Consider the following 24,612-nt stretch of genomic DNA (forward strand, 5'->3'; position numbering starts at 1 on the left):
TCCAGCATCCGACAGGGACCACCGGCGGGCAACGCGACGTCGGCCTCCTTTGCCCGGACGGCGGGCGAGCGCGGTGTTCAGGCCGGCCGGAACACCGCGAGCGCGTTCGCGAGCATCGCGTAGTAGCCGGTGAGCCAGACCAGCGCGGCGAGGGTGTCCCGGCCGAGCGTGTCCAGCGCCGTCGCGTAGTGCTCGTCGTCGAGATCGTGGCTGTTCAGCAGGGCCCGCACGACCTGCAGGCCGGTCTGCTCGATCTCGTCGAGCCCGTCCGGCACGCGTCCGTCGAGCAATGCCTGCAGGTGGCCGGCGGACAGCCCGGTCTCCCGGCCCAGACCCTCGTGCGCGGCCCACTCGAAGGCGCTGCCGTGGTGCACCGCGACCGCGAGGACGGCGATCTCCCGCAGCCGGGGCGGGAGGTCGTCGTCGAACCGCAGGGCCGCCCCGACCTGCTGGACGGCGTCGCCGATCCGCGGCGAGAACAGCATCACGCCGAACGGGCCGAGGAGCCGGTCGCCCTCGTCGACCAGCGGGACCCGGGCCTGGGTCTTCCGCGGACCGGTGGCGATACGGGCGTGCAGGGCGGCGCGCTCGTCGTCGAGACCTGCGGGATCGAGCGGGGCGGTCCGCGGGGGTCCGGACGGCTGCGGCCGGCCACGCAGGGCGTCACCGGTCCGCAGGTCGTCGGCGTTCTGCCGGTCGTCGGCGGTCGCGTCGTCGGTCGTCACACCGGCGGAGCCTACGATCGGCGTCGTGCCCACGAGCCCCGATCCCGTGCCGGAGGGGTTCCTGTCGTTCGCCGAGGTCGCGATCGACCGGGTCGGGAAGCGGCTGCCGGGCACCGACCGGTCGGCGATGGCGATGGTGCTGCTGCTGCACCGGGTCTCGTCCGCGGTCGTCTACGACCTGGAGTCCACCGTGCACCGCCCGGCCGGCTGGAGCTGGTCGGCGTTCCGGCTGCTCTTCACGCTGTGGATCTGCGGGCCGCAGGAGGCGGGCCGGTGCGCGGAGCTGGCCGGGATGAGCCGGGCCGCGGTGTCCAGCCTGGCCAAGACCCTCGAGGCGGCCGGGCTGATGGAACGCACCGACGCCCCGCGGGACCGGCGCACCGTGGTGCTCGGGTTGACCGCGGCGGGTGAGGCCCGGCTGGAGGAGACGTTCGGCGCGCACAACCGCCGCGAGGCGGACTGGGCGGGCCTGCTCAGCGCCGAGGAGGTCGCCACGCTCACCGGGCTGCTGGCCAAGCTGGCCGCGGCCGCCCAGGAGCAGGACTGGGTCCGCCGCCGCTGACCCTGGCGTTCATCGGAGCGGCGTCGTACCGTTCCGGACGGTAAAAGGTTTGATCGTCTCCGCACAGCGTCGTCCGGGAGTTCCCATGGCCAAGCCGTTCGCCTCGTCCGCCGACACCGCGACGAAGGAACAGACCCTGGAGGTGCTCGCCGACGGCGTCTACGCGCTCACTGCGGAGGGCGACCCGAACATCGGCGCGATCGAGGGCGAGGACTTCCTGGTCTGCTTCGAGGCGCTCGCCACCCCGGTCGCGGCGGCGAGGTGGTTGGAGCGGCTGCGCGAGTACACCGACAAGCCGGTCCGCTACCTGGTGCTCTCGCACTACCACGCCGTCCGGGTGCTGGGTGCGAGCGCGTTCGATGCCCAGACGATCGTCGCGCACGAGTCCACCGCGGCGCTGATCGCCGAGCGCGGCGACCAGGACTGGGCCTCGGAGTTCGCCCGGATGCCGCGCCTCGCCGAGTCGGCCGACTCCGTGCCGGGCCTGACCTGGCCGACCCTGACGTTCGCCGACCGGCTCACCATCGACCTCGGCGGCGACCGGGGCGAGCTCGTCCTGGCCCACCACGGCCGCGGGCACACCGAGGGCGATCTCACCGCGTGGCTGCCCCGGCACCGGATCCTCTTCGCCGGTGACCTGGTCGAGGCCCAGGCCGCGCTCTACACCGGCGACGCGTTCCACCGCGAGTGGGCGGGCGCCACACTGGACTCGGTGCGGGAGCTGCGCGCCGAGCAGCTGGTCGGCGGGCGCGGCGCGGTCAGCCGCGGCCGGGCCGAGGTCGACGCGGCGATCACCCAGACCCGGCACTTCCTGCAGGTGATGCTGGCCGAGGTGGGGGCCGTGCAGCAGCGCGGCGGGACGCTCGCCGAGGCGTTCGAGGCCACCCACGCCGCCCTGGTCGACGGCTACGGCCACTGGCCGATCTTCGAGCACTGCCTGCCGTTCGACGTCTCCCGGCTCTGGGACGAGCTCTCCGGGATCGAGCGCCCGGTGATCTGGACGGCCGAGCGCGACCGGGAGGTCTGGGCGCAGCTGCAGGGAGCCTGACCGTGTGGCGCCACGATCCCGTCGTGGTGATCGGTGCCGGCCCGGTCGGTCAGACGACAGCGCTGCTGCTGGCCCGCTGGGGCGTGCCGTCGGTGGTGCTCGACCGGCGCCCGGAACGCGACGCCGTCGGGTCGAAGGCGATCTGCCAGCACCGCGACGTCCTCGACGTCTGGGAGACGGTCGGCGCCGGACGCCGGATCGCCGACGAGGGCGTCACCTGGACGACCGCGCGGACCTACCACCGCGGGGTGGAGCTGTTCGCCCACACCATCGCCGACCCGGGCCGCTCGGCGTTCCCACCGTTCGTCAACATCTCGCAGTGCCGGACCGAGCAGCTGCTCGACGAGTGCATCGCCGCGCAGCCGCTGATCGAGGTGCGGTGGGGCTGCGAGGTCACCGCGATCTCCCAGGACGACGGCGGGGTGACGGTCCGGGCGGGCGACGAGCTGCGCGGCTCCTACGCCGTGGTCTGCGCCGGCGCCCGCAGCGACGAGCTGCGCGGACGGCTCGGGGTCTCCTTCGACGGCCACAGCTTCGACGACCGCTTCCTGATCTGCGACATCCGGGCCGAGCTGCCGGGGTGGGCGACCGAGCGGCGGTTCCACTTCGACCCGGAGTGGAACCCGGGCCGCCAGGTGCTCGTCCACCCCTGCCCGGACTCGACGTTCCGGATCGACTGGCAGGTCCCCGCCGACTACGACCTCGACGCCGAGACCGCGTCGGGCGCGCTCGACGACCGGATCCGGCGCATCGTCGGTGACGTGGGGTACGAGGTCGTGTGGTCCTCGGTCTACCGCTTCCACTCGCGGGTGGCCGACCGGATGCGGTGCGGCCGGGTGCTGCTCGCCGGCGACGCCGCGCACCTGGTGTCCCCGTTCGGGGCGCGCGGCCTGAACTCCGGTGTTGCCGACGCCGAGAACGCCGCCTGGAAGATCGCCTGGGTCGGCTACGGCCGGGCCCCCGAGGCGTTGCTGGAGAGCTACCACGACGAGCGGCACGCGGCCGCGCGCGAGAACGTCGAGGTCACGACGGCGACGATGAACTTCCTGGTCCCGCCGGACGCCGAGCGGGCCCGGCACCGCGCGGACGTCCTCGAACGGGCCGCGACCGACCCCGGCGCCCGGGCGCTCGTCGACTCGGGACGGCTGACCGAGCCGTTCTGGTACGCCGACTCACCGCTGACCACCCCGGACCCCGCTCGGCCGTTCGGCGGGCGCCCGTCGCGCGGGCAGGTGCCGCCCGCCGCGCCGGGGATCCTGGTCCCGGACACGCCGGTGCGGCTCGACGACGGCACGGCGACCCGGCTGCGCGCGCTGGCCCGGGACGGGTTCCTGCTGCTCACCACGTCCGGCCCGGACACGGGTGCGGTCGCCGCAGCCGCGTCGGCGGCACCCGGGCCGGTCCGGGTGCTGCCGATGACGGGCCACGCGTCGGTGCTGGTGGAAGTGCTCGGGGCCCGGCCCGGCGAGGTGTGGGTCGTGCGCCCCGACGCGCACGTCGCCGCCGTCCTGCACCGGCCGTCGAGGGCCGATCTCGCGGCCGCACTGGCCCGCGCCACCGCAGCAATGCTCCCGGTCGAGGTGACCCAGACCTCCTGGACAACCTGACCAGCTCCCGGTCGTGGGATCCGCTCCGATCTGGGTCGATCGGCCAGCTCCGGGTGGACCAGTTGCGCAGGCAGAGCTTCCAGGAGTGTCCTCGTTGCACATCAGCGACGAGCGAGGGGATGCGGCATGGGCCTGCCGGAGTGGGACGGCGAACTGACCTCGGTGCGACACGATCCGGAGACCGGGGCGTGGTTCGTGATCGGTGTGCACTCGACGCGGCTCGGGCCGGCGTCCGGCGGCACCCGGGCGATGGTCTACCCGGGCGTCGAGGACGCCGTCGCCGACGCCCGCCGCCTCGCCGGCGCGATGACGCTGAAGATGGCCGCGGCCGGCCTCCCGATGGGCGGCGGCAAGTCGGTCATCGCGCTGCCCGCCCCGCGTGCCGAGATCGACGACGCCACCTGGCGCCAGATCTTGGAGATCCACGCGGCGAACCTGAACCTGCTCGGCGGGAACTACACGACCGGCCCCGACATCGGCACGAACTCCGCCGACATGGACGCCCTGCGGACGCTGACCCCGCACGTCTTCGGCCGCACCACCGCGGCCGGCGGACCGGGCTCCAGCGCCCCGATGACCGCGCTCGGTGTGTTCGCCGCGATCGAGGCGGGCGTCGCCGAGGCCGGGCTCGACGGCGTGGAGGGCCTGCGCGTGCTGGTCCAGGGACTGGGGGCGGTCGGCGCGGACGTCGCCCGGCTCGCCGCCGGGGCCGGCGCGAAACTGATCGTCGCCGACGTCGACCCGGTCCGCCGGTCCGTCGTCGCGGACGCCCACGGCGCCGAGGTGATCGGCACCGGCGAGGTGCTCACCCGCGAGTGCGACGTGCTCGTCCCGTGCGCGACCGGCGGGCTGCTCACCCCGGCCGCGGCCGGCACCGTGCCCTGCACGGTGATCGCCGGAGCGGCCAACAACCTGCTCACCGACGACGCCGCCGCCGAGGTGCTGCGCCGCCGCGGGATCGTCTACGCCCCCGACTTCGTCGCGAACGCCGGCGGCGCGATCCACCTGGTCGGCCGCGAGGTCATCGGCTGGAGCGCCGAGCACGTCGCCGACCGCACCCGGGCCGTCGGCGACACCCTCACCGAGGTCTTCGCCGACGCCCGCACACACGGCATCAGCACCGTCGAGGCGGCCGAGCGGGTCGCCGCCCGCACCCTTTCCGGAGGTCCACTGCGATGAACATCCTCACCGACGCCGAGAAGCTGGCCGAGCTCGACTCCGACCAGCTCCACCGCCTGGTCGGCCTGGTCGAGCACGACGACGCCGCCGACCCGTTCCCGGTGACCGGCTGGGACGCCGTGGTGTGGGCGGTCGGCAACGCCACCCAGGCCGCGCAGCTGTTCCAGGCGGTCTACGGGATGGAGCTGGTCGCCTACTCCGGTCCGGTGACCGGCAACCGTGACCACCACGCCTACGTGCTGCGTTCCGGCGCGGTCCGGTTCGAGCTGCGCGGTGCGGTCGACCCGGCCAGCCCGATCGCCGACCACCACCGTGCGCACGGCGACGGGATCGTCGACATCGCCCTCGAGGTGCCCGACGTCGACCGCTGCGTCGCCCACGCCCGTGCCCAGGGTGCGACCGTCCTGGTGGAGCCGTCCGACGAGTCCGACGAGCACGGCACCGTGCGGACCGCGGCGATCGCGACCTACGGCGAGACCCGGCACACCCTGGTCGACCGGTCCCGCTACACCGGCCCCTACCGGCCCGGTTACGTCGTCCGCAGCTCGACACCGGTGCGGCCCGACGGTGCGCCGAAGCGGCTGTTCCAGGCCCTCGACCACGTCGTCGGCAACGTCGAGCTCGGCCGGATGGACGAGTGGGTCGACTTCTACCACCGGATCATGGGTTTCACGAACATGGCCGAGTTCGTCGGCGACGACATCGCCACCGAGTACTCGGCGCTGATGAGCAAGGTCGTGGCCTCGGGGAACCACCGGGTGAAGTTCCCGCTCAACGAGCCCAGCCAGGGCCGGCGCAAGTCGCAGATCGACGAGTACCTGGAGTTCTACCGGGGCCCCGGCGCCCAGCACCTCGCGCTGGCGACCAACGACATCCTGAGGACGGTCGACGTGCTGCGTGCCCGCGGTGTGGAGTTCCTCGACACCCCGGCCGCCTACTACGAGGACCCCGAGCTGCGTGCGCGGATCGGGGAGGTCCGGGTGCCGATCTCGGAGCTGCAGTCGCGCGGGATCCTGGTCGACCGCGACGAGGACGGCTACCTGCTGCAGATCTTCACCAAGCCGGTGGGGGACCGTCCGACGGTGTTCTTCGAGTTCATCGAGCGGCACGGGTCGCTCGGGTTCGGCAAGGGCAACTTCAAGGCCCTGTTCGAGGCGATCGAGCGTGAGCAGGAGAAGCGCGGCAACGTCTAGCTCTGATCAGTCGGTGATTCGCCGCCACGGCCGGTCGGCCTCCAGTGCGAACGCCAGCTCCAGCAGCGTCCGCTCGTCCCCGAGGGTCGTGGACAGGTGCACCCCGACCGGCAGCCCGTTGCCGGCGGCTCCGGCGGGAAGGGCGATCGCGGGGGTGCCTGCGACGTTGCACATCGGGGTGAAGGCGACGTAGTCGACCAGCCGGGTCTTCAGCTCGTCGAACGGCACGAGCGGGCTCAGCCACCCGAGCTCCGGCGGAGTGTGTGCCAGCACCGGTGAGAGCAGCACGTCGTGCCGGGTGAACAGCTCGGCGTAGGTGTGCGCGAGCCGGCGCAACCGGTGCAGGAAGACCGGGGTGCGGGCCATCGCCGTGCGGTAGTGGTCGGCGAGGCCGTGGGTGAGCGCGTCGAGCCGGCCCGGGTCGAACGTGCGGCCGTGCAGCCACCGCCCACCGGTGACGACGGAGAACGCGAGCAGGCCCCAGTAGTCGAGGAAGTCGTCGACGAAGCGGGTGTCCACGCCGGTGGTCGCCTCGGTGATCTCGTGGCCCTGCTTGCCCAGCAGCTCCGCGACGTCGATGACGCACGTGCGGGTGTCGGCGTCGACGGTCGCGCCGGTCGGGGAGTCGAGGACCAGGCCGATCCGCAGCCGTCGCCGGGCGGGCCCCTCGACCAGCCCGACCGGCGGCAGCGCGGGGTTGCGGCGGTGCCGGTCGGCGGCGGCCAGGAACGTCGCGGTGTCGCGCACCGAGCGGGAGACGACGCCGTCGGTGACCAGGTCGATCGGCATCCGGGCGCCGTTGGCGTTCTGGGCGAGCCTGCCCCGGGAGGGCTTCAGTCCGACCAGCCCGCAGGCCGCCGCCGGGATGCGGATCGACCCGCCGCCGTCGTTGGCGTGCGCGATCGGCACCATCCCGGCCGCGACCAGCGCCGCCGCCCCGCCGGACGACGCGCCGGCGGAGAACCGCGGGTCCCACGGGTTGCGGGTCGGCTCGGCCGCGGCGAACTCGGTGGAGGCGTTCAGTCCGTACTCGGGCATCCGGGTCGTCCCGACCGCGTCGAGCCCGGTGGCCAGCAGCTGGCGGGTCACCTCGGCGTGCGCCCGCGCCGGTGCCGGGGTGTAGGCGGTGGTGCCGTTGGTGATCGGCCAGCCTGCGACCTCGGTGTTGTCCTTGACCAGGGTGGGAACGCCGGCGAACGGCCCGGCGGGGTCGCCGCCGACCGGGTCGGCGATCCGGTCCAGGGCGAGCCCGCGCAGCTGCGGATCCAGTCGCGCCGCCCGCGCGGCGACCGCGTCCCGGACCTCGCCGGCGGACACCTCGCCGCGGCGCAGCCGTTCGGCCAGCCCGACGGCGTCGTCGTCGTCACCCAGGGCGTCGTCCGAGAACGCGTGTACCCGTCGGCTCATACCCCGATCATGGCCGCCCGGTGACCGCTCGGCCGGTCCGGCCCCGGCGCACGGGTGGCAGCCGGTGAACCTGCTCGGTCGCCTACTTCTGCGCATCGGCGGCGGTGGCCCGAAACTGTCGGGGGTCGAATGTACGTTCTAGTTGTGGAGATCGGGCAGGTGGTTCCGGAGGGTCTGGCAGCGATGCTGCCCGGCCCCGACCTGGCTGTCATGCTCGCCGGCCTGGACCTGACCCTGGTGCCCAACGACGACATCGGCGACGTGCTGGTCGCGCAGTCGCGGCAGCTTGCTCACGAACAGGCGCGACTGTTCGCCACGATGACCGAGGTGGTGTACCGGCGTCCGTTCGCCGGCCCCCTGGAGGTGCGCCGCGGTGAGGTCCCCGAGCTCTACGGCGCCGACGAGATCCGGGCGGCGCTGGCCTGGACCCGCCGCGCCGCCGAATCCGAGTCCGATCTCGCGATCGTGCTGGTCGAGCAGCTGCCACAGGTACAGACGGCGTTGTGGCAGGGCCGCATCGACCGCGCCAAGGCCCGGGTCTTCGCCCAACACCTCGCCGAGCTACCGGTCGACCAGAGCGACGCGGTGTGCGCGGCGGTGCTGCCGCACGCGCCCCGGCTGACCACCGGCCAGATCGCCGAACGGATCAAACGCCTGATCCTGGAACTGGACCCGGCCTACCACGAACACCGCTACCGCAAAGCCATCCGCGACCGGCAGGTCGTGGCCTACCTGTCCGCCGACGGCACCGCAGTGATCACCGCCGGCGGGCTGCCCGCCGACGAGGCCGCCGCCGCGTGGGAGCGCCTCGACGCCCTGGCCCGCGCCGCCCGCCACGACGGTCACCCCGGCACCCTGGACCAGGTCCGGGCCGACCTGGTGCTGGGCCTGCTCGACGGCTCCCTGCACGGGCTGGACCGTGCCGGGATCTTGCAGGCCCTGCTGGAACGCTTCGCCGCACACGCCGACCCCGACACCACCGGCACCAGCGGGACCGGCACCACCGGCACCGGCACCACCGGCCCCGGCACCACCGGGACCGGCGCCGAGCCTGGCACCACAGAGACCGGCACCACCGGGACCGACATCGATCGCCCCGCACCCCACGAGCCGGATCCCGAACCCGGCGGACCGCATCCCGAACCCGGCGGGTCCGATCCCGAACCCGGCGGGCGTGATCCCGAACCCGGCGGGCGTGATCCCGAACCCGGCGGGCGTGATCCCGAACCCGGCGGGCCGGACCCGGGTGGCCCGCCCTCCGGTGGCCGCCATGCCGACGACCGAGACACCCGCGAAACGGAAGCCGATAGCGGCACCGCGCTCGCCCGCGCCGCCGCGACAGCCGACCCCGCCGGCACCCCCGAGCCTCCCACCACCACACCACCGAACCGAGGCGATAGCGCCGGTGTCGGCGTGGAGGTCCGGGTCCCGCTGAGTACCTTGCTCGGCCTCGACGACCGCGCCGGCGAACTCCCCGGCTGGGGCCCGGTCCCCGCTCCCACCGCCCGGCGCATCGTGGCCCGGCAAGCACGCGCCCAATGGCGCTGGGTCGTCGTCGACGACCACGGGCACCTGCTCGCCGAAGGCATCACCCGCCACCGGCCCATGCCCCGCGACCCCGGCGGACCGTCCGGCGGCGTCGTCGAACTCCAGATCCCCGAAACGCTGCTGGCCACCCTCGCCGCCACTGCAACCCGGCACGGCCGATGGGCCGCGGTGATCACCGACATCGCCGACCGCTACCGGCAACACCGCCAGCAGACCGAGCCCGGGGCCGATCTCGACGCCGACCCCACCGCCCGGTTCCCGTCCGCACCGCTGCGCCGCCACACCGAGGTCCGCGACCGCACCTGTGTCGGCACCGGCTGCCGTACCTCAGCACGACGCTGTGACCAGGACCACACGGTGGACCACAGTTGCGGCGGTACCTCCACGCGCGACGGTCTGGGCCCGTTGTGTCGTCACGACCACATGCTCAAGACGGTGGGCGGATGGCAGCTCGACCAGCCGGAACCCGGCCACTTCATCTGGACCAGCCCGCTCGGCAGGGTCTACCCGCGCCATCCCGAGCCGATCCTGCCGCCGCCGATCTCACGAGTGCACCGAGATCCCGACCCCTGGTTCGACGATCCACCACCCGACACCGACGACATCGACCCCGACCTGCGCCGACGCGGCCGTGCCCCACCACAGGAGCACCTCGCGCCCTCCCAGGACGCAGCGCCCACCGACATCGCGCCTGATGGCGACCCGCGTGACGATCCACCTCCGTTCTGATCCGGAGGGGGCGACGTCAGAGCAGGCCCGCCGCCCGTGCCGCGAGGACCGCCTTCGTGCGGTTGTGCACGCCGAGCTTGCGCATGGCGCTGCGCAGGTACGTCTTCACCGTGTCCAGGGCCAGCCCCATGTCGGCGGCGATCTCGGCGTTGCTCGCACCGAGGGCGACCAGGTGCAACGCCTCCGTCTCGCGCGGTGCCAGCAACGTCCCGGACGGGACGAGCTGCGTCGTGCGGGGGCCGGCCAGCGCGCGATGGATCTGATCGAGCTTCTCGCGCAGCGCCGCGTCACCCGTGGACCGGGCGAGCGCCGCGAGCTCGTCGAGCGCACCCTGCCGGCCCTCCCCGGGCGACGGCAGCTGAGCGGGCGGTTCGATCAGCGCGCCGACCTCCCGGGCGACCTGCTTCACCACCGCGCCGGTCCGGCGGACCGCGACGTCACCGATCGGCCGATCCTCGCGGACGGCGCCGTAGACCATCCCGCGGACGGAGCCACTCACCATGATCGGGTAGGCGAGGATCGAGGTCAGCCGCTCCTGCTCGACGACCGGGTGGTCGTAGTCGTGCGTGATGCCCAGGGTGGAGGCGTAGTCGTTGACCCGGCAGGGCCGCTTGCGGACCATCGCCGCACCGCCCAGCCCGCGCCCGGAGATGACGTCGAGCTCCCGCAACGAGTCGCCGAGCGTCCCGATCAGCCGGCTGATCCGCAGCTTCCGGCCGAGTGCGGTGTCCCGGGTCGCGCCGCCGAAGACCACCGGCAGGCCGGTGGTGCGGTGCAGGTCTACGAGCCGGCGGGACAGCACGGTGTCGAGGGCGCGTCCCACGCCGTCGTCCGGCGCGGTGCCTGTGGTGCCGTGCCACGCCGTGTCGTCGTCGACCACGCGCGTCCTCCCTCGGTGCGCACGGGTGTGCATCCACCCGCGTCTGGGGATGGGTTGTCGCATGTGTCCGGGTCGGCGTCAAGCCGGCGGCGGCGGGTTACCCCCCGAAGTGGGTAGGGCCCTCTTCGGTGGGTAGCGGTGGGGCCCGCGGCTCGGCGACTCTCCCGGCCACTGCGCCAGAACCGGCTCATCACTGCGCCAGAACCAGCTCGACGAGGAGCACCTGACGATGTCCACATCACCGCCGACCGGGCAGAAGCCCCCGGCATCGCTGCGCCGGGTCGCCGTCGCCAGCTGCGCCGGAACCACCATCGAGTTCTACGACTTCTTCATCTACGGCACCGCGGCCGCCCTGGTGTTCCCGACGGTGTTCTTCCCGGCCCTCGGGGCGACCGCCGGCACCGTGGCCTCGTTCGCGACGTTCGCGGTGGCGTTCATCGCCCGTCCGGTCGGCGCGGTCGTCTTCGGCCACTACGGCGACCGGATCGGCCGCAAGCGCACGCTCATCTCCACGCTGCTGCTGATGGGCATCGCGACGGTCCTGATCGGCCTGCTGCCCGGGGCCGACACGATCGGTGTCGCGGCCCCGCTGATCCTGGTGCTCCTGCGGTTCTGCCAGGGCTTCGCGGTCGGTGGCGAGTGGGCAGGCGCCACGCTGCTCACCGCCGAGTACGCGCCCAAGGAGAAGCGCGGCCTCTACGGCGTCTTCCCGCAGCTCGGCCCGGCCATCGCCTTCGCGCTGTCGTCGGCCACCTTCCTGATCACCGGCCTGATCATGGGCGACACCGACGAGGCGTTCCTGAACTACGGATGGCGGATCCCGTTCATCCTGTCGATCCTGCTGATCGGGGTCGGGCTCTGGGTGCGTCTGTCGATCGAGGAGACCCCCGCCTTCAAGGACGCCCAGGTCCGGGCCCGGGCCGAGGTCGCCACTTCCGAGCGGTCGAAGCGGCTTCCCTTCCTGGAGGTCATGCGCGCCCAGCCGCGCGAGGTGCTGCTCTCCGCCGGCGCGCTTACCATGCTGTTCGCGTTCTTCTACATGGGCACCGCGTACCTGACCTCGTACGGCACCGACCCGGACGGCGCCGCGCTGGAGCGCCCCGTCGTGCTGGGCCTCGGGATCATGGCCGCGGTCATCTTCGGCGCCGCCATCGTGATCTCCGGGATCCTGTCCGACCGGTACGGCCGCCGCAGCGTGATCCGGGTGTCGTGCATCGCCGGGATCCTGTGGGCACTGGTGCTGTTCCCGCTGCTCGACACCGGCAGCCCGCTCGCGTTCGGGATCGGCCTCACGGTCACCATGGTGATCTTCGCGGTCTCCTACGGCCCCGCCGGGTCGTACCTGCCGGAGCTGTTCACGGCCCGGCACCGCTACACGGGGGCCGGGCTGGGCTACAACCTCGCCGGCGTGCTCGGCGGCGCGATCCCGCCGCTGCTCGCGCCGGGTCTGGCCGCCGCGTACGGCTCCATCGCGATCGGCGTGATGCTCGCGCTCACCGGCGTCCTCTCGCTGGTGTGCGTGTCGATGCTGCGCGAGACCCGCAACCAGGCACTGGAGCACGAGACCACCGAGGAGGTTCCTGCATGAGCTCGCACCACGAGACCCTCCGCGACGCCCGGGACCGGCTCGTCGCGCTGCACGGCGAGCACGAGAAGGCCGTCACCGACTTCGAGTGGCCGGTCCTGGACGGCGCGTTCCAGTGGGCGCACGACTGGTTCGACGTGCTCGCCGACGGCGAGACGCGGACCGCGCTGCACATCGTCGAGGAGGACGGCAGCGAGGGCTCCTGGACCTTCGACGAGCTGCGCCGCCGGTCCAACCGGGTCGCCCGCTGGCTGGCCTCGTACGGGGTGCGGCGCGGGGACAGCGTGCTGGTCATGCTGGGCAACCGGGTCGAGCTGTGGGAGTCCATGCTCGCCGTGATGAAGCTCGGCGCGGTCATCATGCCGACGACGACGGCGCTGGGTGCCGTCGACCTGCCCGACCGCCTCGAGCGCGGCGCGGCCCGGTTCGTGATCGCCGACGTCTCCTGTGCGGAGAAGTTCGACGGCCTGCTCGACGGGCTCACCGCGATCTCGGTCGGCGGCACCTACGAGGGCTGGCTGGACTGGCACGACGCCGACGCCACCGACGACGCCCCGGTCGGGCACCCGGGCACCACCGCCGGGGACCGGCTGCTGCTGTACTTCACCTCCGGCACCACGAGCCGGCCCAAGCTGGTGGAGCACACCCAGGCGTCCTACCCGGTCGGGCACCTGTCCACCATGTACTGGCTGGGCCTCACCCCCGGCGACGTGCACCTCAACATCAGCTCGCCGGGCTGGGCCAAGCACGCCTGGAGCTGCTTCTTCGCCCCGTGGATCGCCGGTGCGACGATCTTCGTCTACAACTACGCCCGGTTCGACGCCGCCGCGCTGCTCGGACAGATCCGGGGCAAGGACGTCACCACGTTCTGCGCGCCCCCGACGGTGTGGCGGATGCTGATCAAGGCCGACCTGTCCGGCGGCCCCGGTTCGCTGCGTGAGGTGATCGCCGCGGGCGAGCCGCTGAACCCGGAGATCATCGAGCAGGTGCAGCGCCGGTGGGGGCTGACCCTGCGCGACGGTTTCGGCCAGACCGAGACGACCGCGCAGGTCGGTAACACCCCCGGCTCGCTCGTGAAGCCCGGCTCGATGGGCCGTCCGCTCCCGGGCGTCCCCGTGGTGCTGGTCGACGAGGCCACCGGCGAGGTGTCCGAGACCGAGGGCGAGATCTGCATCGATCTGTCCCGGCGGCCGGTCAGCCTGATGACCGGCTACCTGGACATGCCGGAGAAGACCGCCGCGGCGATGGCCGGCGGCTTCTACCACACCGGGGACACCGCGACCCGCGACGCCGACGGCTACCTGTTCTACGTCGGCCGCACCGACGACGTGTTCAAGGCGTCGGACTACAAGGTCTCGCCGTTCGAGCTGGAGAGCGTGCTCGTGGAGCACCCGGCGGTGCTCGAGGCGGCGGTCGTCCCGCAGCCGGATCCGGTGCGGCTCGCCGTGCCCAAGGCCTACGTCGCGCTCGCGCCCGGGTACGAGCCGGGCCGGGAGACCGCGCTGGCGATCTTCCGGCACGCCCGCGAGAACCTCGCGCCCTACCTGCGGGTGCGGCGCCTCGAGTTCGCGGAGCTGCCGAAGACGATCTCCGGGAAGATCCGCCGGGTGGAGCTGCGGGCCCGGGAGCGCGACGACGCGGGCGCCGTCGCCGCGGTGGAGTGGCGCGACGACGCGTTTCCCGAGTTGCGGGCGTGATCCGGGGTACCGTCGCGGGAGCTGCGGAAGATCAGCCGCAGAGATCACGGAGGTGATTGATGGGTGTCGACGTCGCCACCCCCGCCGCCCTCTCGACGGTTCCCGTCGTCGGCCGTGCCCGGGAGGTCGAGCTGCTGGTCGCGGCGCTCGACGCCGGGGCGCACGTCGTCCTGGAGGGGCCCCCGGGGACGGGTAAGACGACGCTGCTGCGCGCCGTCGCCGACGAGGCGGAGCTGCCGTTCGTCTTCGTCGAGGGCAACGCGGAGCTGACCCCGTCCCGGCTGGTCGGGCACTTCGACCCGGCGCAGGTCCTCGAGCGCGGCTACACGCCCGACACGTTCGTCGACGGTGCGCTGGCCGAGGCGCTGCGCACCGGTGCCCTGCTCTACGTCGAGGAGATCAACCGGATCCCGGAGGAGACCCTCAACGTGCTCATCACGGTGATGAGCGAGGGTGAGCTGCACGTGCCCCGGCTGGGCCGGATCGTGGCCGCCGACGGGTTCCGGCTGGTGGCGGCGATGAACCCGTTCGACGCCGTCGGCACCGCCCGGATCTCCTCGGCCGTCTACGACCGGGTCTGCCGGATCGCCATGGGCTACCAGAGCGCCGCCGACGAGACCGCGGTCGTCACGCTGCGCGGGCCCGGCGTCGACGAGCAGTGGCGGGCCAAGGTCGTCTCGCTGGTCCGCCGCACCCGCGAACACCCGGACGTGCACGTCGGCTCCTCGGTGCGCGGCGCGATCGACATGGTCCGGATCACCGCGGCGCTGACCCGGCGGCGCGGCCGCGACGTCACCGACTGGCGCAGCGGGCTCGACGCCGCCCTGGTCGCGCTGTCCGGGCGGATCCGGCTCGTCGAGTCCGGGTCCCGCACCGCCGAGGACATGGTCCGCGAGCTGTACCGGGCCGAGTTCGGGGAGGAACCCCGCTCCGACGACGAGGACGCCGCCGACCCGGAACAGCAGGGTGGTGGTGCGCCGGGGGGAGCCTGAGCCCGCCACCGGCGGGCGGTTCGCGGCCGCGGGGCCGGCCCAGGATGCGGCCCGAGGACCGCACGGTGTCGCGCAGCTCCCTGGCGGGACACCAGGGGTTCGCGGAGATCTCGCCGGAGCTCGGTGTGCTCGACGTCGACGCGTTCGACGCCGCGCTCGCCGAGCGGTCCGACGAGACCCTGGAGCTGCTGGTCGAGATGAGCCGGGCCACCGACGAGAAGCTGCGCACCGCGGCGCGGCGGCTCGCCGGGCGGGTCGTGCTGGACATCGGCCGCAGCGGCCGGGTCACCCGGCGCGGCATCGGGCGGCTGCACTCCGTTCCCGCCGACCGCGGCGGCGACCTCGATCTCGACTCCTCGCTCGGCGCGGTCGCCGAGGCCCGCGCGGCCCGGCGTCCGGTCGGCCTCGACGAGCTGACCGCCCGCACCTGGGCCCGGCCCGCGCTGGCCCTGTGCCTGGTCGTGGACGCGTCCGGGTCGATGGGCGGGGACCGGCTCGCGACGGCGGCGCTGACCGCGGCGGCCTGCGCGTTCCGGGCACCGGGCGACCACGCGGTGCTGTCGTTCGCGGCGCAGCCGCAGGTCCTGCGGGACATGAGCTCCGCCCAGCCGGCGGCGGCCGTCGTCGACCGGGTCCTGGGTCTGCGCGGGCACGGGGTCACCGCGCTGGCCGCCGCGCTGCGCACGGCCGCGGCCCAGCTGGAGCGGACCCGGGCCGAGCGGCGCATCGTCGTCCTGCTCTCGGACTGCCGGGCCACCGACGACCAGGACCCGGTCCCGGTGGCCCGCCGGATCCCCGAGCTGATCGTGCTCGCCCCGGCGGCAGACCACGAGCAGGCCGCCGAGCTGGCGACCCGCAGCGGCGCGCGGTGGGCGCCGATCGAGGGCCCGTCCGACGCACCGGCCGTGCTGCTGTCGCTGCTCGGGGCGGGCCCCTGAGCGATGTCAGTCCCCACCCGTACACCGTCCGGCCCGGGTCGCCTGGGTGATCCCGCGACGACGCTCGAGACCGACCCGCGGGCCGACCCGCGGATGCTCGCCGTCCTGCGGGGGCTCGGTCTCACCGGTCACCCGGAGCCCGCACCGCTGGGTCCGGACGCGGACCGGGCGGCGTTGCTCGGTTTCGTCGACGCGGTCGAGGAGGGCTTCGAGGGCCTGTTCGCCGGCCTCGCCGCGTCCTGGACGCCGGTACCCGGCGTCACCCGCGAGCTGCTGACCCTGGAGGGCGACGGCGGCCCGATCACCCTGCACGTGCACCGCCCGGACGGTGTGGACGGTCCGCTCCCGTGTCTGTACCAGGTGCACGGCGGCGGGATGGTGATGCTCGCGGCCGAGGGGCCGCTCTACGGGCACTGGCGCGACGAGCTGGCGGCGGCGGGCGCCGTCGTCGTCGGGGTGGAGTACCGCAACGGCGGCGGGCGGCTCGGCGCGCACCCGTTCCCGGCCGGGCTGGACGACTGCGTCACCGGCCTGCGATGGGTCGCCGACCACCGCGACGAGCTCGGGGCGACGCACGTCGTGGTGACCGGTGACTCCGGCGGGGCCAACCTCGCCCTCGCGCTGGCGCTGCGTGCCCGCCGCGACGGCTGGGCCGACGCCGTCGCGGGCGTCTACGCGCAGTGCCCGTACATCCTCGGTGACTGGGCCGAGCCGCCCGCCGAGCTCGGATCGTTGGTCGAGTGCGACGGCTACTGGCTCGACCGGGCGCTGTTCCCGCTGCTCGCGGCGGTCTACGACCCGCAGGGCCGGCACGCGGGCGAGCCGACCTGCTGGCCGTTCCGGGCCGGGCCGGACGACCTGGCGGGCCTGCCGCCGCACGTCATCTCGTGCAACGAGCTGGACCCGCTCCGCGACGAGGGCCTCGCGTACCACCGGATGCTGCTGGCCGCGGGCGTCCCCTCGGTCGGGCGGATCAACCCCGGCCTGTGCCACGTCGGCGAGCTGATGTTCCGGGAGGCGATGCCGGACGTGTACGCGGCCGCGGTCCGCGACGTCGTCGGGTTCGCCCGGTCGGTGGGGTAGCGGTCGCGGGTGGGGTCGCGCCGGTGGTCAGCGGACGTGGGCCCGGCGCTTCGAGTCGGTCGCCCGGACGATGGCCAGGCGCCCGACGACCAGCGCGACCCCGACCGCGACACCACCGACGAGCAGCAGCCACGGCCGCGACTCCAGGTCGGTGGCGAGCCGGTCGCCCGCCGCGTACCCGATCCCGACCAGGACGGCCGCGCGCACGGCGGTCGCCGGGATGATCCAGGTGAGGAAACGCCGGTACCCGACGTTCGCCAGCCCCGCGGCGAGGTAGGCGGGGATCGCCCCGATGTCGACGAGCTTCGCACCGATGACGATCCGCGGCAGGTGGGTGTGCACCTCGCGGGTGAGGGTCTCGCGGCGGGCGTCGGTCAGTCCGAGCCGGGCCAGCACCCGGGCGACGGCCGGGCGGTCACCGTGCCGGCCGAGCGCGTAGAGCAGGGTGTCCCCGACGGCGTCGGCGACCAGCGCGGCCAGCCACACCCCCCACCACGGCAGCTGACCCGCCCCGGCCAGAGCGGCCGCGGCGACCGTGACGATCGGGCCCTCCAGGAACGCCCCGAATCCGATCACCAGGAGCGACCGGATCGGCGCAGCCGGGATCGCGGCCAGCAGTGCTGCCACGGTGTCCGACAGTCCGATCACTCGCATCTCCGATCAGGTGCTTCCCTGAAATGGTGCCCTGTGCGTCGGTGCCTCGGGACGGCACCCCCGTCCGAAGTGTCCTGCTACGGCAACGATGTCGCCGTCACCTCCTGTGACGTTTCACGGCGCCGGGCCCGGTGATCCGGGCATGCTGGAGGCGTGATCTGGCTCCAGCTGCTCGTCGCGGCACTCGTCCTCGCCGGTGGCGTCGCCCTGCTGGCCGTCGGCGCGCTCGTCACCGGAGGGCTCGTCGCCCTGCTCGGCGGGGTGTGGGTCGGGGCGTGCGTGCGGCGGCTGTGACGACCTCGGTGTGACGCCCGGTCAAGGGCGGTCGATCCGGGAGAGGACGGCGCCGGAGATCCGCGCGAGCGCGCTGACGTCCTCGTCGGACAGGGCGTCGAAGACCAGCTCCCGCACGGTATCGACGTGCCCCGGGGCGGCGGCCTCGATGGCGGCCCGGCCCTGTCCGGTGAGGACGACGACGTTGCCGCGGCCGTCGTCGTCGCACTCCTCGCGGGTGATCAGCCCGCGCTTCTGCATGCGGGACAGGTGGTGCGACAGACGGCTCTTCTCCCACTCCAGCCACGTCGCCAGCTCCAGCACCCGGCAGCGCTCGTCCGGCCGGTCGGTCAGCGCGACGAGCACGTCGAAGTCGGCGATCGAGAGCCCCGACTCGGCCTGCAGCCGCCGGTGCAACTCCGCCTGAAGCCGGGCCTGCATCCGTAGATAGCTCCGCCAGGCCGTCTGTTCCCGTTCGTTCAGCCACTGTGTCACGGGCCCCAGCGTACCGGAATAGTTGACGCATCACCTATGTTGGGACAGAATGTAGATGACGCATCAACAAGTAGATGGGTCACGGCGAGCGGAGGTAGTCATGCAGTTCGGAGTCTTCTCGGTCAGCGACATCACGCCCGACCCGACGACCGGCCGCACGCCCAGCGAGGCGCAGCGGATCTCCGACGTCGTCACGATCGCCAGGCACGCGGAGTCGGTGGGCCTCGATGTCTTCGCCCTCGGCGAGCACCACAACCCGCCGTTCTTCTCGTCCTCCCCGACGACGACGCTCGGCTACATCGCCGGCCGCACCGACACCCTGCAGCTCTCCACCGCGACCACGTTGATCACGACCAACGACCCGGTCAAGATCGCCGAGGACTACGCGATGCTGCAGCACCTCGCCGACGGCCGCGTCGACCTGATGCTCGGCCGCGGTAACACCGGCCCGGTCTACCCGTGGTTCGGCAAGGACATCCGCGACGGGCTGAACCTCGCAGTCGAGAACTACGCGCTGCTGCGCACGCTGTGGGACACCGAGGTCGTCGACTGGGAGGGGAAGTTCCGTACCCCGCTGCAGGGCTTCACCTCGACCCCGCGCCCGCTCGACGGCGTCGCGCCGTTCGTCTGGCACGGGTCGATCCGCAGCCCGGAGATCGCCGAGCAGGCCGCCTACTACGGCGACGGCTTCTTCCACAACCACATCTTCTGGCCGGCGACGCACACCAAGCGGATGGTCGAGTTCTACCGCAAGCGCTGGGAGCACCACGGCCACGGACCGGCCGAGCGGGCGATCGTCGGCCTCGGCGGGCAGGTGTTCATGCGGCGTAACTCGCAGGACGCGGTGAACGAGTTCCGGCCGTACTTCGACAACGCCCCGGTCTACGGGCACGGGCCCTCGCTGGAGGACTTCACCCGGGAGACGCCGCTGACCGTCGGCAGCCCGCAGCAGGTCATCGAGCGGACCCTCGGGTTCCGTGAGTACGTCGGTGACTACCAGCGGCAGCTGTTCCTGGTCGACCACGCGGGCCTGCCGCTGAAGACGGTGCTGGAGCAGCTGGACATCCTCGGCGAGGAGGTCGTGCCGGTGTTGCGCAAGGAGTTCGCCGCGCTGCGCCCGGCCGGTGTGCCGGACGCCCCGACCCACGCCTCGCTCGTCGCGGCCCGTACCGACAAGGAGAGGACGGCTGCCTGATGCCCCGCAGGATCGTCGTGATCAGCGCAGGTCTGTCGACGCCGTCGTCGACCCGGCTGCTCGCCGACCGGCTGGCGACCGCCACCACCGACGCCCTGGTGCGCCAGGGTGAGCAGAGCACAGTGGAGGTGGTGGAATTGCGTGAGCACGCCCGCGACCTCGCCGACCACCTGGTCGCCGGCTTCCCGAACGCCGCGCTGCGGCCGGTGCTGGAGTCGGTGGAGCAGGCCGACGCGGTGATCGCCGTGACGCCGATCTTCTCGGCGTCCTACAGCGGGCTGTTCAAGACGTTCGCCGACGTCCTGGACCGCGAGGCGGTGACCGGCACCCCGGTGCTGGTCGCCGCCACCGGCGGCACGGCGCGGCACTCGCTGGCGCTGGAGCACGCGATGCGCCCGCTGTTCGCCTACCTGCGCGCCGCCGTCGTCCCGACGGCGGTGTTCGCCGCCCCGGAGGACTGGGGAGCCTCCGACACGACCACCTCGCTGGAGGACCGGGTCGAGCGCGCGGCCGGCGAGCTGGCCGCCGCGGTCGCCGCGCGCCCGCTCCGGGCCCGCACCGACGAGTTCGACGACGTACCCGATTTCACCGCACTGCTGAAGGGATGATGGACGATGACCGACACCACCGCACCTGACACCACCGCACTCGACACCGAGCGCGACCGCATCCGCGAGACGCACCTCAAGCCGATGGGCGAGCGGTCCGCGTCGACCGCCCGCGGCCTGCACCACACGGCGCTCGTGGCGAGCGATGTCGAGCGGACCGTGCGCTTCTACCAGGACGTCCTCGGCTTCCCGCTCACCGAGCTGATCGAGAACCGGGACTACCCGGGGTCGTCGCACTTCTTCTTCGACATCGGGAACGGGAACCTGCTCGCCTTCTTCGACTTCCCGGGCCTCGACGTGGGCCCGTACGCCGAGGTGCTCGGCGGGCTGCACCACATGGCGATCAGCGTCGAGCAGACGAAGTGGGACGAGCTCGTGGCCCGGCTGACCGAGGCCGGCGTCGAGCACGAGGTGCACTCGGGCGTCTCGGTGTACTTCCGCGACCCGGACGGCGCGCGGATCGAGCTGATCGCCGACCCGCTGGGGGAGATGTACGGCAGCAAGGTCCTGTGACCCGCGTCGGTCCCGCAGGCTTCGGTCCCGCAGGCTTCAGTCCCGGAGGCGTCGGTCCCGGAGGCGTCAGTCCCGCAGGCTGACGTGCACGTGGTCGTAGTGCCCACCGGTCGCGTCCTCGGGGTCGTAGACACCGCCGCCGTTGTAGGGCCGCCCCCAGCCCTCGCGGCCCTCGCCGGAGTCGCCGGTGCCGCGGTACCAGATTCGGCCCTGCCAGATCACGTACCGCACCCGGAGCTCGGCGGCGTTGTCCCGGGCCCAGTTCGCGACCGCCCAGCCGTCGTCCAGGTCCTGGTCGGCCGGGAACTCGCCGTATCCGGCCGGGAAGAAGTCGCAGGCCCGGCCGGTCGGGTGGTCGCTCGACGGGTTCCAGGCGTGCTCGGACCAGCAGGTGACCGCGCGGATCGCGCCGTCCGGGCCGGGGTCACCGAACCGGGCCGTCGCCCCGTCGAGCAGACGCGCCGCCGACGGGGTGAGGCAGCCCTCCGGCGCGGCCGTGGTCGGGTCCGGCTCCTCGCACAGCTCGGGCGGCGGCGGATCGACGATCTCCCACAGGTCCTCGGAGGTGAAGCCGCGGCTGCCGGCGAACCACACCAACGCACCGCCCAGCAGCGCGAGCACGAGCAACACGCCCAGCAGCGGGGCGATACGGGTCTTCACCGGTAGGGACGTCCTGTTCGTCGGGAGACCTCCAGGTTACGGAGATCGGCCCGCGCCGCGCTCAGCCCGCCCGCGCCGCGCTCAGCCCGCCAGTGCCGCGACGGCCGCGTCCCGGCCCGTCCCGGTGAGCCCGGTCAGACCGGCCGGCCTACCGGTCACGGCGAGCAGCAGGTCCGCGGCCGGGCCACGCAGCTCCAGCGGACCGTCACCGGCCGTCCAGTCCAGGTCGGTCGCGACGAACCGGACCGTCCGCAGGCGCCGTCGCACGCCGTAGAGGGGGCTGCGCCAGGCGAAGGTCAGCGCCGGGGCGAGCAGCCGGATCGGGACCGGATGGGTGCGACCGAGCGGCCGCAGCGCGTCCTGTCCGTGGACGAGCAGATCGACGTAGGGGTCCCAGCGGCCGCTCAGCGGCAGCCGGTAGGTCGAGGTCGCGCTCTCGCGCAGCTGCTCGACCAGCTCGGACGGGGTGTAGCGGGCGGCCCGGGCCCGGGTACGGACGTCCTCACCGCCGTCCGGCCCGCCGTGCCGGATCGCCGAGGCGATCCAGGCCCAGGTGTGCGGGAACCCGGACTGCGACACGTGCGCGACGACCTCGTGCACGGTCCAGCCCGCGCACAGTGACGAGGTGCGCCACTCGGCGCCGGTCAGGTGCGTCAGGTCGTCGGCGAGGGCGATCCGCTCCTCGGCGATCGCCGACCGCAGCTCGTCGTGGGGGACGGCGTAAGGATCGATGCTCATGTCGCTGTCGACCGCCGGCGCGCCGGGAACTCATCTGTGCGGGCGCCCTGCGCTCAGCCGCCGAACACGGGCCCGCCACCGAACAGCGGTGAGGTGCCCAGCGCCTCGCGCAGCTCCAGCCACGCGACGACCCCGTAGACCACCCCCGCCAGGAAGACCAGGCAGGACAGCGACACCAGCACGTAGGTGATCACCCGCAGGACGGTGACCGCGGTCGGGTCCTTCGCCACGGTCGCCACAGGAGCGGCGGTCGCCACCCGAGCGGCGGCGTACCGCTGCCTGTCGTCGCCCGGAACCGGCGCCGGGTGAGTCGCCGCGCTCTCGGCGGTACCACCGCCCGCCCCGGACGGCGTCGGTGCCCGGTCGCCGAACCGGGCCGCAGCGGCCTCGGCGACCGTCGCGGGGCGTCGGCTCTCCTCCGCGGCGCCGCGCGGTGCCGGCACGGCGGCCGACGCCGGGGGTGTCGCGACCTCGCTGGGGCCCTCCTGTCCGGACTGTTCGGACTGTTCGGACACGGCCGTCGTGCTGCGCGACTCCCGCACGGTCGCGGTCCCGCGGTCCGGGGTGTCCGTGCCGGACCGGGCCGGCGGAGCCGCTGGGGGCTCAGGAGCTGCCGGAGCTGCCGGGGACGCCAGGGGCGCCGGGGGCGCAGGGGATGCGGGGGACGCGGGGTAGGCCGGCCCGCCGTCGATCGCGGTGCCACCGCGGGAACCCGGGTCGCCGTACTCGCCGTAGGCCGGCCGGGCCGGGGCGCCGGTACCAGTGCCGCTGTAGGCGCCGGTACCGGTGCCGGTGCCGGTGCCTCTGCCGGTGCCGGAGCCGCTGTCAGTGCCGGTGCCGGTGCCGGAGCCGCTACCAGTGCCGGTGTCAGTGCCGGTGCCGGAATCAGCGCCGGTGTCGGTGCCGGACCCGCCGTAGCCGCCCGGGGCGTCGATCACCGGCTGCGGGCCGGTGCCGCTGTAGAGGTCCTCGTACCCGCCCCGGGACGACGGCACCGGGCGCTCCACCGGCCGCGAGGACCGCAGGTCCGGGTAGTCGCCGCTGCCCTGGTAGGAGTTCTCCGGGAAGGCGTCGTCCGCCCGGCCGTGCCGCGGCCGCGGGGACGGGTGCGCCCCGGCGGAGCCGTCGCCACCGCGCGGTGCGGGGCTGGGCCGGGACTGTTGCGGGCCGGTCATGTGCGGACCTCCGGGCTCGGTGCTGCGGTGTCGCGGGGTGCGCTGACATCCACGGTGCTGTGTCACCCATACCGCCGCCCGTACCTGCAGCGTTAGCCCCTCGGCCCCAGAGTCACCTGGTCCGGTGAGGTGAACTCACCGGGTGTACACGCCGGTCGGCGCTGCGTGATATCCCTTCGCCCCGACGGCGTCCGCGAGCGGGCTGCGCGGCGCGGACCCGGCGCGGACCCGTGCGGCGACGGCCTCGGCGTCCCACACCGGGGTCCAGCCCAGCTCCGCGACGGCGCGTGCCGACGAGTACACGCGGTCCACCGCCGGTACCGCCCAGCCGCGTTCACGCAGCAGCGCCGCCACCCCCGGAGCCCGCCGGGCGAGCACGCCCGCCACGTCCCGCCCGAGGCCGGGAAGGTCGTCGCGGGTGAACGGGGACGGCGCGCTGAGGACGTACCGGGCGAAGCCCAGCTCCGGGGCGCGCCGTGCCGCCGCGAGGTGTGCGGTCACCACGTCGGCGACGTCGACCCGGCGGTGGCAGAACTCGACGAGCTTGAGGGCCGTGTCGTCGAACTCCGCCCGCACCTCGTCGCGGTCGTCGGCCTCGGGGAAGAACCGGGAGACGCGCAGCACCACCACGGGCAGCCCCGGGTCGAGCGACGCCAGCTCGCACAGGTCCTCGGCCGCGGTCTTGGTGGCGCCGTAGACGTTGCGCACCCGTGGGACGACGGTCTCGTCGATCCAGGTCGCAGGGCCCCCGGGGACCGGGGTGAGTGCCCGTCCGAACGCGCTCGTCGACGAGGTGAAGACGACCGCGCGCACGCCCGCGGTGGCGGACTCCTCGAGCACGGCGAGAGTCCCCGAGACGTTGGTGCCGACGAAGTCCTGCCGGGTGTGCGAGCCGACGTGCGGTTTGTGCAGCGTCGCCGTGTGCAGGACGTGCGTGACCCCCGCCAGCGCATCGGCGAGCGCGTCGCGGTCGGTCAGCGACGCGATGACGTCGGTCCAGGGGGACGGCACCAGGTCGAGCCCGGTGACGGCGGCACCGCTGTCGCGCAGGGTGCGTACCAGCGCCTCACCGAGGTGCCCGGAACTGCCGGTGACGAGAAATCGCTCCACGTCCACGGACCCCAGCAC

At 73.6% G+C, this 24,612-nt stretch carries 24 protein-coding genes; 15 read left to right on the top strand and 9 right to left on the bottom strand.

Going from position 1 to position 24,612, the window contains the following annotated elements:
- Nucleotides 1–77 precede the first annotated feature (77 nt).
- Nucleotides 78–725: a carboxymuconolactone decarboxylase family protein gene (locus JOF36_RS40720; protein WP_210025317.1), complete on the bottom strand. Its 648-nt coding sequence runs from the start codon at nucleotides 723–725 to the stop codon at nucleotides 78–80.
- A gap of 25 nt (nucleotides 726–750) precedes the next feature.
- Here JOF36_RS40720 and JOF36_RS05435 point away from each other — a divergent pair, with 25 nt between their 5' ends.
- The 5 genes from JOF36_RS05435 (at nucleotide 751) to hppD (ending at nucleotide 6,314) form a co-directional block, all read left to right on the top strand.
- The gene (locus JOF36_RS05435; RefSeq protein WP_307862223.1) at nucleotides 751–1,287 is read left to right on the top strand and encodes a MarR family winged helix-turn-helix transcriptional regulator; all 537 of its coding nucleotides are present in this window, start codon (nucleotides 751–753) and stop codon (nucleotides 1,285–1,287) included.
- A gap of 85 nt (nucleotides 1,288–1,372) precedes the next feature.
- Nucleotides 1,373–2,335, top strand: a complete 963-nt coding sequence (locus tag JOF36_RS05440) for an MBL fold metallo-hydrolase (RefSeq protein ID WP_210025318.1) — start codon at nucleotides 1,373–1,375, stop codon at nucleotides 2,333–2,335.
- A 2-nt stretch (nucleotides 2,336–2,337) separates the two neighbouring features.
- On the top strand, nucleotides 2,338–3,942 hold the full coding sequence (locus JOF36_RS05445) for an FAD-dependent monooxygenase (RefSeq protein ID WP_210025319.1): 1,605 nt from the start codon (nucleotides 2,338–2,340) through the stop codon (nucleotides 3,940–3,942).
- A 126-nt stretch (nucleotides 3,943–4,068) separates the two neighbouring features.
- Nucleotides 4,069–5,121: a Glu/Leu/Phe/Val family dehydrogenase gene (locus JOF36_RS05450; RefSeq protein WP_210025320.1), complete on the top strand. Its 1,053-nt coding sequence runs from the start codon at nucleotides 4,069–4,071 to the stop codon at nucleotides 5,119–5,121.
- Nucleotides 5,118–6,314 carry a 4-hydroxyphenylpyruvate dioxygenase gene (gene hppD / locus JOF36_RS05455; RefSeq protein ID WP_210025321.1) on the top strand — a complete coding sequence of 399 codons (1,197 nt, stop codon included), beginning with the start codon at nucleotides 5,118–5,120 and terminating at the stop codon, nucleotides 6,312–6,314. Before JOF36_RS05450 ends, hppD begins: the two co-directional genes overlap by 4 nt.
- 6 nt (nucleotides 6,315–6,320) lie before the next feature.
- Here the strand turns inward: hppD and JOF36_RS05460 are convergent, their stop codons facing one another.
- Nucleotides 6,321–7,721 carry an amidase gene (locus tag JOF36_RS05460; RefSeq protein WP_210025322.1) on the bottom strand — a complete coding sequence of 467 codons (1,401 nt, stop codon included), beginning with the start codon at nucleotides 7,719–7,721 and terminating at the stop codon, nucleotides 6,321–6,323.
- A 144-nt stretch (nucleotides 7,722–7,865) separates the two neighbouring features.
- Between JOF36_RS05460 and JOF36_RS05465 the strand changes: the two genes are divergently transcribed.
- Complete coding sequence (locus tag JOF36_RS05465; protein WP_210025323.1) at nucleotides 7,866–9,998, top strand: HNH endonuclease signature motif containing protein; 2,133 nt, start codon at nucleotides 7,866–7,868, stop codon at nucleotides 9,996–9,998.
- 16 nt (nucleotides 9,999–10,014) lie between these two features.
- Here JOF36_RS05465 and JOF36_RS40725 read toward each other — a convergent pair whose 3' ends face one another.
- Complete coding sequence (locus JOF36_RS40725; protein ID WP_210025324.1) at nucleotides 10,015–10,878, bottom strand: LuxR C-terminal-related transcriptional regulator; 864 nt, start codon at nucleotides 10,876–10,878, stop codon at nucleotides 10,015–10,017.
- A 229-nt stretch (nucleotides 10,879–11,107) separates the two neighbouring features.
- Here JOF36_RS40725 and JOF36_RS05475 point away from each other — a divergent pair, with 229 nt between their 5' ends.
- The 5 genes from JOF36_RS05475 to JOF36_RS05495 all read left to right on the top strand — a co-directional run bounded on the left by JOF36_RS05475 (nucleotide 11,108) and on the right by JOF36_RS05495 (nucleotide 17,173).
- A complete protein-coding gene (locus JOF36_RS05475) occupies nucleotides 11,108–12,466 on the top strand; it encodes an MFS transporter (RefSeq protein ID WP_210025325.1) in 1,359 nt (452 codons plus the stop codon).
- The gene (locus tag JOF36_RS05480) at nucleotides 12,463–14,160 is read left to right on the top strand and encodes an AMP-binding protein (RefSeq protein ID WP_210025326.1); all 1,698 of its coding nucleotides are present in this window, start codon (nucleotides 12,463–12,465) and stop codon (nucleotides 14,158–14,160) included. The genes JOF36_RS05475 and JOF36_RS05480 overlap by 4 nt, the downstream gene beginning before the upstream one ends.
- Before the next feature lie 59 nt (nucleotides 14,161–14,219).
- Nucleotides 14,220–15,152, top strand: coding sequence for an AAA family ATPase (locus JOF36_RS05485; protein ID WP_210025327.1), 933 nt, complete (start codon nucleotides 14,220–14,222; stop codon nucleotides 15,150–15,152).
- Nucleotides 15,153–15,217: 65 nt separating this feature from the next.
- Nucleotides 15,218–16,090: a VWA domain-containing protein gene (locus JOF36_RS05490; protein ID WP_307862224.1), complete on the top strand. Its 873-nt coding sequence runs from the start codon at nucleotides 15,218–15,220 to the stop codon at nucleotides 16,088–16,090.
- Nucleotides 16,091–16,093: 3 nt separating this feature from the next.
- Nucleotides 16,094–17,173 (top strand): alpha/beta hydrolase, encoded by a 1,080-nt coding sequence (locus JOF36_RS05495; protein WP_210025329.1) that lies wholly within the window; start codon nucleotides 16,094–16,096, stop codon nucleotides 17,171–17,173.
- 27 nt (nucleotides 17,174–17,200) lie between these two features.
- Here the strand turns inward: JOF36_RS05495 and JOF36_RS05500 are convergent, their stop codons facing one another.
- Entirely contained in the window at nucleotides 17,201–17,821 is a 621-nt protein-coding gene (locus tag JOF36_RS05500; protein WP_210025330.1) for a DedA family protein, read from the bottom strand.
- A 159-nt stretch (nucleotides 17,822–17,980) separates the two neighbouring features.
- Here JOF36_RS05500 and JOF36_RS05505 point away from each other — a divergent pair, with 159 nt between their 5' ends.
- Nucleotides 17,981–18,121, top strand: coding sequence for a hypothetical protein (locus tag JOF36_RS05505; protein WP_210025331.1), 141 nt, complete (start codon nucleotides 17,981–17,983; stop codon nucleotides 18,119–18,121).
- A 21-nt stretch (nucleotides 18,122–18,142) separates the two neighbouring features.
- On the opposite strand, the gene JOF36_RS05510 is transcribed toward JOF36_RS05505, so the two are convergent.
- On the bottom strand, nucleotides 18,143–18,595 hold the full coding sequence (locus tag JOF36_RS05510) for a MarR family winged helix-turn-helix transcriptional regulator (RefSeq protein WP_210025332.1): 453 nt from the start codon (nucleotides 18,593–18,595) through the stop codon (nucleotides 18,143–18,145).
- Between the two features lie 100 nt (nucleotides 18,596–18,695).
- Between JOF36_RS05510 and JOF36_RS05515 the strand changes: the two genes are divergently transcribed.
- The 3 genes from JOF36_RS05515 to JOF36_RS05525 are packed head-to-tail and all read left to right on the top strand — an operon-like array spanning nucleotide 18,696 to nucleotide 20,911.
- Nucleotides 18,696–19,790: an LLM class flavin-dependent oxidoreductase gene (locus JOF36_RS05515; protein ID WP_210025333.1), complete on the top strand. Its 1,095-nt coding sequence runs from the start codon at nucleotides 18,696–18,698 to the stop codon at nucleotides 19,788–19,790.
- The gene (locus tag JOF36_RS05520; RefSeq protein ID WP_210025334.1) at nucleotides 19,790–20,398 is read left to right on the top strand and encodes a CE1759 family FMN reductase; all 609 of its coding nucleotides are present in this window, start codon (nucleotides 19,790–19,792) and stop codon (nucleotides 20,396–20,398) included. Before JOF36_RS05515 ends, JOF36_RS05520 begins: the two co-directional genes overlap by 1 nt.
- Nucleotides 20,399–20,404: 6 nt before the next feature.
- Entirely contained in the window at nucleotides 20,405–20,911 is a 507-nt protein-coding gene (locus JOF36_RS05525; protein ID WP_210025335.1) for a VOC family protein, read from the top strand.
- Between the two features lie 66 nt (nucleotides 20,912–20,977).
- Here the strand turns inward: JOF36_RS05525 and JOF36_RS05530 are convergent, their stop codons facing one another.
- From JOF36_RS05530 to JOF36_RS05545, 4 genes are all read right to left on the bottom strand, one after another.
- The gene (locus tag JOF36_RS05530; protein WP_210025336.1) at nucleotides 20,978–21,571 is read right to left on the bottom strand and encodes a VldE C-terminal domain-containing protein; all 594 of its coding nucleotides are present in this window, start codon (nucleotides 21,569–21,571) and stop codon (nucleotides 20,978–20,980) included.
- Between the two features lie 81 nt (nucleotides 21,572–21,652).
- Nucleotides 21,653–22,309, bottom strand: coding sequence for a maleylpyruvate isomerase family mycothiol-dependent enzyme (locus JOF36_RS05535; RefSeq protein ID WP_210025337.1), 657 nt, complete (start codon nucleotides 22,307–22,309; stop codon nucleotides 21,653–21,655).
- Nucleotides 22,310–22,362: 53 nt separating this feature from the next.
- The gene (locus JOF36_RS05540) at nucleotides 22,363–23,484 is read right to left on the bottom strand and encodes a hypothetical protein (protein WP_210025338.1); all 1,122 of its coding nucleotides are present in this window, start codon (nucleotides 23,482–23,484) and stop codon (nucleotides 22,363–22,365) included.
- Between the two features lie 135 nt (nucleotides 23,485–23,619).
- Nucleotides 23,620–24,612, bottom strand: a complete 993-nt coding sequence (locus JOF36_RS05545) for an NAD-dependent epimerase/dehydratase family protein (RefSeq protein WP_307862225.1) — start codon at nucleotides 24,610–24,612, stop codon at nucleotides 23,620–23,622.

Origin of the sequence: Pseudonocardia parietis (assembly GCF_017876315.1) — a bacterium.
GTDB classification, from domain to species: domain Bacteria; phylum Actinomycetota; class Actinomycetes; order Mycobacteriales; family Pseudonocardiaceae; genus Pseudonocardia; species Pseudonocardia parietis.

Coding starts and splice junctions, on each gene's coding strand:
- JOF36_RS05440 (WP_210025318.1), top strand. CDS start 1,373: ATGGCCAAGCCGTTCGCCTCGTCCGCCGACACCGCGACGAAGGAACAG.
- JOF36_RS05450 (WP_210025320.1), top strand. CDS start 4,069: ATGGGCCTGCCGGAGTGGGACGGCGAACTGACCTCGGTGCGACACGAT.
- hppD (WP_210025321.1), top strand. CDS start 5,118: ATGAACATCCTCACCGACGCCGAGAAGCTGGCCGAGCTCGACTCCGAC.
- JOF36_RS05460 (WP_210025322.1), bottom strand. CDS start 7,721: ATGAGCCGACGGGTACACGCGTTCTCGGACGACGCCCTGGGTGACGAC.
- JOF36_RS05475 (WP_210025325.1), top strand. CDS start 11,108: ATGTCCACATCACCGCCGACCGGGCAGAAGCCCCCGGCATCGCTGCGC.
- JOF36_RS05480 (WP_210025326.1), top strand. CDS start 12,463: ATGAGCTCGCACCACGAGACCCTCCGCGACGCCCGGGACCGGCTCGTC.
- JOF36_RS05485 (WP_210025327.1), top strand. CDS start 14,220: ATGGGTGTCGACGTCGCCACCCCCGCCGCCCTCTCGACGGTTCCCGTC.
- JOF36_RS05495 (WP_210025329.1), top strand. CDS start 16,094: ATGTCAGTCCCCACCCGTACACCGTCCGGCCCGGGTCGCCTGGGTGAT.
- JOF36_RS05515 (WP_210025333.1), top strand. CDS start 18,696: ATGCAGTTCGGAGTCTTCTCGGTCAGCGACATCACGCCCGACCCGACG.
- JOF36_RS05520 (WP_210025334.1), top strand. CDS start 19,790: ATGCCCCGCAGGATCGTCGTGATCAGCGCAGGTCTGTCGACGCCGTCG.
- JOF36_RS05525 (WP_210025335.1), top strand. CDS start 20,405: ATGACCGACACCACCGCACCTGACACCACCGCACTCGACACCGAGCGC.
- JOF36_RS05535 (WP_210025337.1), bottom strand. CDS start 22,309: ATGAGCATCGATCCTTACGCCGTCCCCCACGACGAGCTGCGGTCGGCG.
- JOF36_RS05540 (WP_210025338.1), bottom strand. CDS start 23,484: ATGACCGGCCCGCAACAGTCCCGGCCCAGCCCCGCACCGCGCGGTGGC.